Origin of the sequence: Deefgea tanakiae, from assembly GCF_019665765.1 — a bacterium.
GTDB classification, from domain to species: Bacteria; Pseudomonadota; Gammaproteobacteria; order Burkholderiales; family Chitinibacteraceae; genus Deefgea; species Deefgea tanakiae.
In genome coordinates this window covers 382,734-395,292 of sequence record NZ_CP081150.1, presented here as the reverse complement: position 1 = coordinate 395,292, position 12,559 = coordinate 382,734, and the positions used below count along the sequence as shown (strand labels likewise).

Here is a 12,559-nt window from a genome sequence, read left to right as displayed (position 1 = left end):
TTAAGCCTGAGCACATTCAAACATGAAAACATAAGGCAAAAAAATCCCTCAGCATTGCGAGGGATTTTTTTCAAAGCGACTTATGCAACCCAATTATGAATTAAGCAATCACCTTGGGCGCTTGTGCGAGTTTGGTTTCTAATTTTTCAATTTTCCGCCACAGCCACTCTTCATCATCCCAGTGCGTTGCAGCAGCGTGCTTGATGTCGTCAAACAAACTGAAAAAAGCCAAACGAGTCGACAAGCCTTCATCTTGCGGCGCTTTAGCTAGGTAGGTTTGCAGCAATTTAAAATCAGGCCGCACATCAGACAGGTGAAATAAATCCAGATCACGGTGTGAAAAACGCGCATGGCACGGATCAATGACGCCGCACAAACGATGTGAATCGGGATCAACCAAGAAGTTCGCCGCATGGCAATCGTCGTGAATTAAAGTAGGAAGCGCTTCTGCGCCAAATGGCAGGCTATCAAATCGTGTCGCCAAAGCAATAATTCGCTCCCGCAACTGTAAGCCTAAGCGCTGCGCGGCCAGACTACTTTGCAGCCATGTAACGCGGTTGGCCAAAAAGGTGCGATAACTACTCGCAAAGTCATTGTATTCACGACCATCCAAATCACTAAATCCCATCGGGCGAGTAATTGAATGCCAATTGAGCAATAGATCAGTGCAATCATCGGCAAAGCGATCAATCGATACCGGTGACTCCAGCGCATGACTGGCTGGAATACCATCCACATACGTCAAAATCAAAGCCTCACCCAAATCACCAGGGGTATGCATCGCAATGACTTCAGGAACAACAACCCCGTGACTATACTGCCGCAAGAAATTAAGCCCATCCGCCTCAAGCTGGGCTTGCCCTGGCATGCGATAGCATTTTAGTACAGCTCGGAGTTTGCCGACTCTTACCAAAAATACATCCGCATAAAAGCCGGTGATTTTCTCTATTTCTTGTGGTGTGCCACCCAAATACTGATGGCACAAGCGAGCCACTGGCCCTTGATCGACGATTAACATTAGCCATACTCCACTGCACACGGGTCAGAGTGGAGCATGCACCAGTCAAAGTCGGCCAGTTTTGCGCTGGCGCAAACTATCGATGGGTTTAATCCTTCAGCAACACTAAGGGTGTCGTTGCGGCTAAAACCCGCAAGCGCCGCCACACGGTAAGCGCCGCCAAGAGCATGCCTGCAATCAACGCATACAGCGGCAAGAACCAGTTTACCGCCATCGGTAATTTGAGCAGATACGTAGCCAACCACCAGCCGGTTGCCATCGCGCACAGGCCTGCAATCAGCCCCGCCACAGCACCGACTAGCAAGCTTTCTACCCACCACACCGAAGCCAAACGCCGCGACGTTGCGCCGAGCGCTCGCATGATCGCCGCCTCGCGCCGCCGCTCCGCTTCGGTGGTGTCAAGTGCTGCAATCAATACCGTCAAGCCGGCTAACACGCACAGCACCAGCACCAAACGCAGCGCCGAACTAGCCAGCGTAATCACTCGTTGTACTTCAGCCAACACTTGGCCCACATCGATGATGGTGATATTGGGCATGGCTTTCACCCATGTCGCCAGAAACTGCGCCTTGGCGGCATCGTTTGGCAAATAAAAACTACTCACCCAGCTCGTAGGCTGCTCGTTCATCATCGCCGCACTGCCAATCACGAAGAAGTTCACGCGGAACGACTCCCACGCTACTTTGCGCAAATTCACTACCGGCGCGGTAACGGGCATACCCGCCACATCGAATGTCAGTCGATCACCCAAGTTAATACCCAAGGTTTCAGCTAAACCAACTTCTACCGACCAACCCGGCTGATCACTTTGCATCGGAATCCCAGCAATCAATTCCGCTTGCTGGCTCGATTCATCGGCGATACTCAAATTAAACTCACGCTCGGCCAAACGTTGCGCGCGTGGCTCTGTATATTTTTCTGGATTGACCGCCACACCATTGAGCGACAACCAGCGACCACGAATCATCGGCAATAGTTTGGGCGCAGCCAAACCTTGCTCAGTAAATTGCTCGGCAACCGATACTTTTTGTTCTGGCTGAATATTTACCGCAAAATGATTCGGCGCATCGGCCGGCACTTGCCGCTGCCAAGCACTGAGTAAATCACTTTGCACCACGGTGAGCAGCGCAATCCCCATCAAACCCAGCGCCAACGCGCCCAATTGCGCCACCACTAAACCGCGCTGTCGCTGCAATTGGCGCAAAGCGATTTTGGCGGTCGCGCTAGGTAATACCGATTGCAGGCCACGTAAAATCAACAAACCCAAGCCGCCCGACAGTAGCAAAGCCAGCAATACGCCAGCACCAACCATCGCAGCCAATTTCAAATCACCCGCAATGACATACAACAAGCCCAACATCAGGCCGCCCGTCACCGCCCATTGGACGCTGACTTTGACACTCGGCTCAATTTCACGGCGCAGCACGCGCAGCGGTGGCGTATCGGCCAAAGACAATAAGATCGGCCCTGCACTACCCAGTAATAGCAGCAAACCCAAGGTCGACGCCAAAGCCCAAGGCCAAATGCTTGCTGCGGGTAAAGCCTGCGGCAAGCTGCTTTTGATTGCGGCGAGCAAAGCACTTTCTGCCGCCCAACCCAGCGCCCCACCCAGCAAAGCAGCCAGCAATGCGACTAAAACCAACTGCGCCAACAAAATCGTTCGCACTTGGGCTCGCGATGCGCCAAAGGTACGCAGCAAAGCCACCGTGTCATAATGACGCAGCGCAAAGCGGCGGGCAGCCAAAATCATCGCAATCGCAGCCAAGCAGCCTGCGAGCAAAGCGGCCATTTGCAAGAAACTACTCGCACGATCCAGTGCGTCTTTCAGCTCGGGTCGCGCTTCGCGCACATTTTCTAATTGCTGACCGCGCTCCAGTAGTGGCGTTACTTGTTCACGCCACGCATTGAGTTTTTCTTCTTCGCCCGCCAACAGCAATCGATATTTCACCCGACTGCCAAAACCCAATAAACCACTGGCCGCCAAATCACTTTGATTCATCATCAACCGTGGCTGCAAGCTCGAAAAATCAAACCCGGCATCGGGTTCTCGTTGCAAGATACCCACCACCTGTAATTGCAGCTGACCAATATTCAGCCTATCGTTCACAGCAATACCCAACATCGCTTGCAGGCGTGAATCGATAAATACTTGCCCCGCCTTCGGCGCTGCGGTGCGCTGATCGCCCTGCAGTAACAAATCACCGCGCAGTGGATGCAAATCGCTAATGGCTTTTACTGAGGCCAGTGTCGTTTGCTCACCAAAACTCGCCATTGAGGGGAACGTTGATGTGGTCGCCACTTGCAAACCTTGTTGCTGCGCGAGTTGTTTTAACTCGGGTTGAATGGCGTGATCAGACACCAATACCACATCAGCGGCCAATAATTGATTAGCTTGCCCCAGCAACAAGCCCTGCACGCGTTCACTAATCGAGCCAACGCTGGCCAGCGCAGCAATTGCGATCGTCAATGCCAGCAGCAAAGTTCGAAATTCACCCGCGGCGAGGCTGCGGCGAAACAGCGTATTCGTGATGCGCCATAAGCCTTGATTCATAGATGACTGATTCATAAACGACTGATTCATAGACCTAAGCCCTGAGATTCAATCATCGCGCCCGCTGCGAGGCGCAAACGGCATTGGCAGCGTGCCGCCAAAGTTTCATCGTGCGTCACCAGCACCAGCGTCGTGCCGGCCTCTTGATTCAGTTTAAAGAGTAAATCAGCGATGATTTCGCCAGTCGCCGAGTCCAAACTGCCCGTTGGCTCATCGGCAAACAAGATTTTCGGCCCCGGCGCAAAAGCGCGCGCCAGCGCCACGCGTTGCTGCTCGCCACCCGACAACTGCCGCGGCGTGTGATTGAGACGAGCGGCCAACCCGACTTTTTCTAGCCACGGTTTTGCAATTTGCTCTGGATTTTTGTGCCCAGCCAATTCCAGCGGCAGCATCACATTTTCTAAGGCTGTTAAATCGGGTAGTAATTGAAACGATTGAAAAACAAAGCCCGCCGTTTTACCGCGCAATAGCGCCCGTCCGTCCTCCGTCAATGCACCCAACGGAGTTCCCGCCAATTCAACCTCGCCAGCAGTCGCAACATCCAAACCAGCCAGCAAAGCCAGCAACGTGGATTTACCCGAGCCAGAGCTGCCAACAATCGCTAAACTAGCACCTTGGGCGACACTAAAACTAATGTCGTGCAAAATGGTCAGATCCGCATCACTGGTTTGCACTGTTTTTCGCAACTGCTGCACGCGTATCATCGCCGGAATATTATTTTCAGTCGGCTTTGTGTTTTGAATGTAATTTGAATCAGGAGTCGTCATGAAAGCTGTTATCCGCAGGCAAGAATTAATGAGATTGATCTTTGGGATCGCGGCCTGTGTACTAAGCGGCAGCGTACTTGCGGCTAAACCACAAACTATTTTAGTCTTTGGCGATAGTTTGTCAGCCGGTTACGGTATCAAATCAGAGCAAGCATGGCCTGCTTTACTTGAAGCCGAACTGAAACGCCAAGGCAAGGCATTCAGCGTGGTCAATGCCAGCCTATCCGGTGAAACCACAGCGGGTGGTCGCTCACGCTTTCCCGCTATTAGCCAAAAATATCCGGCGCAACTGGTCATTGTCGCCTTGGGTGCCAACGATGGCTTGCGCGGCCTGCCACCAAAAATGATGCAAGACAATCTGGCCAACATCATCAGCACTGCACAAGCAGCGGGGAGCAAAGTGCATTTAGTCGGCATTCAAATGCCACCCAACTACGGGCCGCAATTCACCCAAGCCTTTGCCGCCACCTACCCTGCATTGACTCAGCAATTCAAAACAAGTTTCACGCCGTTTTTATTGGCGCCGGTGATTCAAAATAATACGATGTTCCAAGCCGATCAGTTGCACCCGACAGCCAAGGCGCAGCCACTGATTATGCAAGGCATTTTGAACGATCTACAAAAACAACAGAAATGGATATTTAAGTAGGTATATTAACGTGGACATTATTTAATTAAGCCCGCATTAACATACCCACACGTCAAGGGTTTGGAATTTTAAAAATTGAATAAGACCTACTGACCAACCAAGCTACTATCCACCAACTTCACCACTTGCAGCACTCCTGAGGTCGAAGCGGCCACTGTGGCGATTTGATTGGCGATTTCAGGTGTTGCGACGCCCAATAGATAAACAACACCCCGTTCCGTGATGACTTGCACATGGACACTGGCACCGTCTTTCACTTGCAGCATCACCGCACTTTTCACTCGCGTCGTAATTTGCGAGTCATTCATGCGATCAACAGCACTTGATGGTGGTGCGACCACCGTCTCGTTATACACTTTTCGAGTTTGTGGAAAACTCTTGGCCATTACGACCGCTTTGTTTTGCGCCTCGACATTCGGCAATTCACCCGTCAGCAACACTACGCCATTAAACGTATTCACGTTCACATGGGCGAGTTCCTTCCACTCATCAATAATTTTGGCACTGATATTTGCACCCAGTGAGGTGTCCTCTTTAATCATCGCGGTCTTACGTGGATCAGAACCAATCCAAGCGCCAATCGCAACACCACCAACCACCACCAAAGGCACGCAAGCCGAAAGACCTAGGCTCAACATGAGTGCAGACAAAACCAGCGTCCGTTTCATTAATCGCCCCCAAGCAACATAAAATCAACCGCATCACACAAGGCATGAATCGCTGTGATATGTACTTCTTGGATACGCGCAGTACGCGGATGAGGTACGCATAAATGGACGTCATCGCCTGTCAAAAGATCAGCAATCTGCCCACCATCACGTCCAGTGAATGCAATCACTGTCATATGGCGATCATGCGCGGCATGAATTGCGGAGATCACATTGGCTGAATTGCCAGAAGTTGAAATCGCCACCAAAATATCGCCTGCACGACCCAACGCATGTACTTGCTTAGAAAACACCAAGTCAAAGTCATAATCATTGGCAATTGCAGTTAAAGCGGATGAATCAGTCGTCAGCGCAATTGCTGGCAAACCAGGTCGCTCACGCTCAAAGCGCCCGACCATTTCGGCTGCAAAATGCTGAGCATCAGCAGCTGAGCCGCCATTGCCACACGCCAAAATCTTGCCGTCGCTAATCAAAGACTGCACGATTTTTTCAGCAGCAGTCGCAATCGCTGGCGACAAAGCGCCCATCGCCAACTGCTTGGCTTCGATACTTTCTACAAAATGTTGCTGCACGCGTTGTATCAAATCCATTGGTTATTCCTTTTTTTCGAGAGCGTTAAACGTACTATTTAATTGCCTAAGTGAGCTTGATATGGGGCTAATTGGCTTGGATACAATCTTTTAGCCAGACCAAATCATCACCATCAATACAAATTGCATCAAACCTACACGGTGGTAGTGGCGAAAGTGTTTGCAAATACAGCTGCGCAGTTCGGATTAACTTTTCTTGTTTACTACGCTGAATACTACTGGCAGCACCGCCAAAATTGGGACTGCTACGAGAGCGAACCTCGATAAAGATCAATGTTTTACCGTCTTTAGCGATTAAATCAATTTCGCCAAAACGACAGCGCCAGTTGCGTGTAATCAGCTTTAAGCCTTGTGCCACAATGAAGTCGGCGGCACGCTGCTCTGCTGCCGCACCAAGCCCATTCATGATTAATTTAAACTCAGGGTGCGGGTAATCATATTGCGCTTGATGATGCGATCATCACCCACAGTCAATACCCCAGTTACCCCTTCAATCGCCATCGTATTCTGTGTTCCCATCTGCAATTGAGCACCAATGCGCCAAGCATCAATCCCCATCGCAAATAAACGCTCAACATCATTAGACTGGCTGCGGGTGCGATTATATAAATCAAAGCCATCGGTATCTGGCATGCCAATCCACGGCATATCGACAAATTTAATGCCGGTTAAATCCACCAAGGCCGTACGGCCTAAGCGGCTCGAATCAATCTGGCTCGTACCGTAAATGGCTAAACCACTCCCCACATAAGGGCGAACCATGCGCGCAGTTTTGCCATCCATCGCAAGGAAGATGACATCTACATTGCCCTCTTTCATTTGTTCACGCAATTGGGCGGCATCCCTACGGGCATCCGCGACCGTGAGCACCAGCGGTTCGATTTGATTTAATTTGCGCCATTCCTGCACAAAGCCCTGCGACATTCTTTGGCTCAAAGCATCATTCACCTGCAGCACCATTGGGCGAGCCGATTGATTTTGCAACATCAGTTGCGCCACTTGGGCCGCCTCTGCTTCAACCGACAAGCTAAAACTATATAAATTGGCTTGTTGCAAAGTCGTTTCATCAAAACTATTAAGCGCCAAGACAGGCACGGTCAATGGAGTGCTATCCGATAGATAATTCATCGCCGATTTTGTTAATGGGCCAATCACCACCACTGCACCGTCTAAAACAGCTTGATGGTAGGCGGTGACGACATTTTCTTCTTTATCATCTGTTGGATAAACACGCACCACAGGCAGTCCAGCACCACCATGCACACGCTCGCCCGCTAAAACACCAGCCCGAATCGCATCGCTCGCGGCCTTAAATGACTTCGACTTTGAAGGTAAAATAAGTGCCATTAATGGGCTTGGCTTAGCAGCTTCTGCCACCGCACTCGCATCTGTCGCACGTGCGGTAGTGGTCGTAAGAGCCAACGCACCGTATAGTACGGCGCTCACGATCGCAAAAACGCGAAACCACGACACAACAGCCCAAAATTGGGTAAGGAGAAATTTGGCGTGCATAACCCTGATATCCATGTCAGTAAGTCTTCATTATATGTTGTTGCCACGCCAATCGGTAATTGGGGTGATATGACCGCGCGCGCGATTGCTGTTTTGCATGCCGCCGATGTGATTGCCGCTGAAGACACGCGCGTCACTGGGCAACTATTAAAGCAATATGGCATCAGTACGCCGATGATCTCGGTTCGAGAACACAATGAACGCGCAATGGCCGAAAAACTCATAGCGCGTCTCGCCGCTGGTGAAACTGTAGCCCAAGTTTCCGATGCTGGCACGCCGGCGGTTTCTGACCCTGGCGCAGTATTGGCGGCAGCCGTTCATGCTGCGGGATTTAAAGTCATCCCTATTCCTGGCGCATCAGCTTTGACGACCGCGCTGTCAGCGAGTGGCTTCACTTGTGCCCACAGTTTGTTCTATGGCTTTTTACCACCAAAAACGAAGCAACGCTGTGATGAACTCACATTACTCAAAAATTCAACATACATCACCGTATTTTACGAAGCGCCACATCGCATTGCCGATTGCGTCGCCGATATGGCCGAAGTATTTGGCGAGGAGCGTGAAGCCGTACTGTGTCGTGAACTCACTAAGACTTTTGAGACCATCCGCCGCGGCACTTTAGCAGAACTCGCGGAATGGATTAAGAACGACCCGAACCAACAAAAGGGTGAGTCTGTGGTCGTCGTCAATGCAGCCCCTCCTGCTGAAAAAGACGAGTCGAATGCGCACGACCAAGTGCTGGTTCCGCTGGTAGCAGAGCTGCCCGTCAAACAAGCGGTTGCACTCGCACAAGCAATAACCGGCGCACCACGTAATGCGTTGTATGAGCGCGCGCTCGAGTTAAAAAAAGCCGTTCAATCATAAAAATTTAACAAAACACTTGCCAAGTTTAAATCGCTTCGCTAATATGGCGGCTCTTTACCAGACACCTGCCCGGGTGGCGGAATTGGTAGACGCAGCGGACTCAAAATCCGCCGCCGCAAGGTGTGCCGGTTCGAGTCCGGCCCCGGGCACCAGAATAAAATAACTCTTCGGATTTATTACTCTGACAAGACCCACTTCAGAAATGAAGTGGGTTTTTTGTTGCCTGTTTAAAACTAAAAAACTCACCACTTACACTCAAATCGCTCGCAATCGCGCAGCAATTTCACACCGCAAACCTTTGCCACTTTCAACAACGTGCATTTGAACAACACCAAGCAGGGATCTCAGCCCAAAATCCAGCAAAAGTTACACTTTGCAGCCTTTGACCACGTTTTTTACGGCAAAATAGGAAAAATCCTGAAGCTTGCCGAGTGAGTCATGAAAAAAATCCGCAAAATCCTGATCGCCAACCGCTCTGAAATCGCCATCCGCGTGATGCGCGCCGCCTCCGAAATGGGCATTACCACCGTCGCCATTTATGCTCGTGAAGACCGCTTTGCCTTGCATCGTTTTAAAGCCGATGAAAGCTATATGGTCGGCGATGGCCAAAAACCGATTGCGGCGTATTTGGATATTGAGAGTATTTTGCAAGTTGCGAAAACAGCGGGCGTCGATGCGATTCACCCTGGCTACGGATTTTTGTCAGAAAACCCAGACTTTGCCGAGGCCTGTGCCCGCGAAGGGATTCTTTTCATTGGCCCAAGCCCAGAAGTGATGCGCACGCTAGGCAATAAAGTCGCAGCTCGTAATGCCGCTATTGCCGCAGGTGTGCCGGTCATGCCCGCAACGCTGCCACTGCCTAGCGATATGAATGAATGCTTGGCAATGGCCGCCGCAGTGGGTTATCCATTGATGCTCAAAGCCAGCTGGGGTGGCGGTGGTCGTGGCATGCGTGTCATTGAAAGCGCTGATGATTTGCCCGGCAGCATTGCAACTGCGCGTAGCGAAGCACTAGCGGCCTTTGGCAATGACGAAGTGTATTTAGAAAAACTAGTTCGCCGCGCGCGCCACGTTGAAGTGCAATTACTTGGTGATACGCACGGAAATCTGGTTCATTTATTTGAGCGCGACTGTACGATTCAGCGCCGCAACCAAAAAGTCGTTGAACGTGCGCCAGCACCTTACTTGACCGACGAAACACGCGAAGAGCTCTGTAGCGCCGCTTTGCGCCTTGGCAACGCTGTAGGGTATAGCCATGCAGGCACTGTAGAATTTCTGATGGATGCAGATACTGGCAAGTTTTACTTTATTGAAGTCAATCCACGCATTCAAGTTGAACACACTGTCACCGAACAAGTGACAGGTGTTGATATCGTCAAAGCGCAAATCCGCGTGACTGCGGGTGCCAAGATCACCGATCCAGAAACGGGCGTGCCAGCCCAAGCCGATCTGCGCTTAAGCGGCCACGCGATTCAATGCCGTGTCACTACCGAAGACCCAGAAAATCTGTTCGTACCTGATTACGGCCGCTTGACGGCGTATCGCAGCCCAGCCGGCTTTGGCATTCGCCTAGACGCAGGTACAGCCTACCCTGGCGCAGTGATTACGCCCTACTACGACTCGCTGCTCGTCAAAGTAACCGCATGGGCATCGACCTCGTATGAAGCATCACAACGGATGGATAGAGCGCTACGTGAATTCCGTATTCGTGGCTTGTCGACCAATTTGATGTTCTTAGAAAATGTGATTAGCCACCCGCAATTTTTGTCAGGTGAAGCCATCACACGCTTTATTGATACCACGCCAGAGCTATTCAAGTTCACGCACCGCCGCGATCGCGCCTCGCGCTTGCTGCGCTTTATTGGCAATGTGGTCGTCAACGGCAATCCAGAAATGAAAGGCCGCTCCAAACCCGCCCTGCCTTTGGCTGAGCCGATCGTACCCAAAATCATTCTCGACACGAAAATCCCAAGCGGCACACGCGATATTCTGCTCGAACGCGGCGCACAAGGTTTTGCTGACTGGATGAAAGCGCAACCGCAAGTTTTGCTAACCGACACCACGATGCGTGACGCGCACCAATCGCTATTTGCGACCCGCATGCGCACGCACGATATGGTTAAAATTGCGCCGCATTATGCGCAGATGCTGCCTAATTTATTATCGATGGAGTGCTGGGGCGGCGCGACATTTGACGTCGCCATGCGCTTTTTGAAAGAAGACCCGTTCGCGCGCTTGCGTGAATTGCGTGCTGCAGTGCCAAATATTCCATTCCAAATGCTGCTGCGGGCGTCAAACGCCGTTGGCTACACCAATTATCCCGATAACGTTGTGCGCTACTTTGTGCAGCAAGCAGCGCAAAACGGCGTCGATATTTTCCGCGTGTTTGATTCGCTCAACTGGGTGGAAAATATGCGCGTCGCGATGGATGCGGTGGTTGAAGCCGGTGGCGTTTGTGAAGGTACGATTTGCTATACCGGCGATTTATTTGATCCTACTCGTAGCAAATACAACCTCGCCTACTACGTCAAAATGGCGAAAGAGCTTGAAAAAGCTGGCGCGCATGTACTCGGTATTAAAGACATGGCTGGCATTTGCCGCCCTCGCGCCGCATCGGCCTTGGTCAAAGCGCTCAAAGAAGAAGTCGGCTTGCCGATTCACTTCCACACGCACGACACCAGCGGCATTTCGGCCGCCAGTGTGCTCGCTGCGATTGAAGCTGGGGTTGACGCAGTAGACGGTGCGCTCGATGCAATGAGTGGCCTCACCTCACAACCGAATTTGGGGGCGATTGTTGCTGCGCTAGAAGGCACTGAGCGCGCGCCTAACGTCGACCTGAACCACATGAAATCTCTGTCGACCTACTGGGAAGGCGTGCGTCGTTTCTATTCGCCGTTCGAAGCCGATATGCGCGCAGGGACTTCGGATGTGTACCAACACGAAATGCCAGGTGGCCAGTACACCAATCTGCGCGAGCAAGCGATTGCGACGGGCTTGGAAGCGCGCTGGCCTGAAGTCTCTCGTGCGTATGCCGATGTCAATCGCGCGTTTGGTGACATTGTTAAAGTCACGCCAACATCTAAAGTCGTTGGCGATATGGCGCTGTGGCTGGTGCTCAATGATTTGACCATGCACGATGTTGAAACTGCCGAGCGCGATTTTGACTTCCCTGAATCGGTGATTTCGCTCTTTAAAGGCGAATTGGGCCTGCCACCCGATGGTTTCCCGCTCGCCCTACAAAATAAGATCCTCAAAGGCGCAGCACCGCTCACCGAACGGCCGGGCGCCAGCTTGCCCCCTGCCGATCTTGAGGCCGTTCGCGCAGAAGCGGAAAAAGCCACTGGACGAAAAATCAGCGATGCCGATTTAGCGTCTTACTTGATGTATCCGAAAGTCTTCCGTGATTTTGCCGAACATCAAAGCCATTACGGTGATGTATCTAAATTGCCAACGCCCGTCTTTTTCTATGGATTGGCTGAGCATGAAGAAGCAACGGTCGATTTGGAACCGGGCAAGTCGCTAATCATGACCTTGCAAGGTCAAACCGAAGTGCCAAGCGATGGCGAGATCAAGATCTTCTTCGAACTCAATGGCCAACCGCGTACAGTGCGAATTGCCAAAGCCGCCGTTGAAGGCAAAGGCGAAACAGCGCGCGCCAGCCATCAACGCGCCGAAGTGGGCAACCCACTACAAATCGGCGCACCGATGCCCGGCATGGTCGTTAATGTGGCGGTCAAGGCAGGGCAACGAGTCGAAAAAGGCGATACTTTGCTAGCGATTGAAGCGATGAAAATGGAAACCGCCATCCGCGCCGAATTTGCCGCCAAGGTCAAAGAAGTGTTGATTAAACGTGGTAGTTCAGTCAAAGCACACGATTTATTGATCGTGTTAGAAGCCGTCTAGTCAGCGCAAAGCACGACAAGCCACCTCTTCTCATCGC

Annotated in this window: 10 protein-coding genes and 1 tRNA gene; 4 read left to right on the top strand and 7 right to left on the bottom strand. The window is 51.6% G+C overall.

Annotation, left to right across the window (positions count from 1 at the left end; translation table 11 throughout):
• Positions 1-100: 100 nt before the first annotated feature.
• The 3 genes from K4H28_RS01890 to K4H28_RS01880 all read right to left on the bottom strand — a co-directional run bounded on the left by K4H28_RS01890 (position 101) and on the right by K4H28_RS01880 (position 4,336).
• Positions 101-1,018, bottom strand: coding sequence for a phosphotransferase (locus K4H28_RS01890; RefSeq protein WP_221006583.1), 918 nt, complete (start codon positions 1,016-1,018; stop codon positions 101-103).
• A gap of 88 nt (positions 1,019-1,106) precedes the next feature.
• On the bottom strand, positions 1,107-3,584 hold the full coding sequence (locus K4H28_RS01885) for an ABC transporter permease (RefSeq protein ID WP_221006580.1): 2,478 nt from the start codon (positions 3,582-3,584) through the stop codon (positions 1,107-1,109).
• Positions 3,585-3,595: 11 nt separating this feature from the next.
• A complete protein-coding gene (locus K4H28_RS01880) occupies positions 3,596-4,336 on the bottom strand; it encodes an ABC transporter ATP-binding protein (protein WP_308443468.1) in 741 nt (246 codons plus the stop codon).
• Here K4H28_RS01880 and K4H28_RS01875 point away from each other — a divergent pair.
• Positions 4,335-4,985, top strand: a complete 651-nt coding sequence (locus K4H28_RS01875) for an arylesterase (RefSeq protein WP_255573588.1) — start codon at positions 4,335-4,337, stop codon at positions 4,983-4,985. The two genes, K4H28_RS01880 and K4H28_RS01875, sit on opposite strands and share 2 nt — an antisense overlap.
• Positions 4,986-5,071: 86 nt before the next feature.
• Here the strand turns inward: K4H28_RS01875 and K4H28_RS01870 are convergent, their stop codons facing one another.
• The 4 genes from K4H28_RS01870 to K4H28_RS01855 all read right to left on the bottom strand — a co-directional run bounded on the left by K4H28_RS01870 (position 5,072) and on the right by K4H28_RS01855 (position 7,755).
• Entirely contained in the window at positions 5,072-5,653 is a 582-nt protein-coding gene (locus K4H28_RS01870; protein WP_221006578.1) for a BON domain-containing protein, read from the bottom strand.
• Positions 5,653-6,243 carry a phosphoheptose isomerase gene (locus tag K4H28_RS01865; RefSeq protein WP_221006577.1) on the bottom strand — a complete coding sequence of 197 codons (591 nt, stop codon included), beginning with the start codon at positions 6,241-6,243 and terminating at the stop codon, positions 5,653-5,655. The genes K4H28_RS01870 and K4H28_RS01865 overlap by 1 nt, the downstream gene beginning before the upstream one ends.
• A gap of 67 nt (positions 6,244-6,310) precedes the next feature.
• Positions 6,311-6,649 (bottom strand): YraN family protein, encoded by a 339-nt coding sequence (locus K4H28_RS01860; protein WP_221006576.1) that lies wholly within the window; start codon positions 6,647-6,649, stop codon positions 6,311-6,313.
• A 2-nt stretch (positions 6,650-6,651) separates the two neighbouring features.
• On the bottom strand, positions 6,652-7,755 hold the full coding sequence (locus tag K4H28_RS01855) for a penicillin-binding protein activator (protein WP_221006575.1): 1,104 nt from the start codon (positions 7,753-7,755) through the stop codon (positions 6,652-6,654).
• Between K4H28_RS01855 and rsmI the strand changes: the two genes are divergently transcribed.
• The 3 genes from rsmI (at position 7,750) to K4H28_RS01840 (ending at position 12,522) form a co-directional block, all read left to right on the top strand.
• Positions 7,750-8,619: a 16S rRNA (cytidine(1402)-2'-O)-methyltransferase gene (gene rsmI / locus K4H28_RS01850; RefSeq protein WP_255573587.1), complete on the top strand. Its 870-nt coding sequence runs from the start codon at positions 7,750-7,752 to the stop codon at positions 8,617-8,619. The two genes, K4H28_RS01855 and rsmI, sit on opposite strands and share 6 nt — an antisense overlap.
• Positions 8,620-8,686: 67 nt before the next feature.
• A tRNA-Leu gene (locus K4H28_RS01845) sits at positions 8,687-8,771 on the top strand.
• 286 nt (positions 8,772-9,057) lie between these two features.
• Entirely contained in the window at positions 9,058-12,522 is a 3,465-nt protein-coding gene (locus K4H28_RS01840; RefSeq protein WP_221006574.1) for a pyruvate carboxylase, read from the top strand.
• Positions 12,523-12,559: the final 37 nt, after the last annotated feature.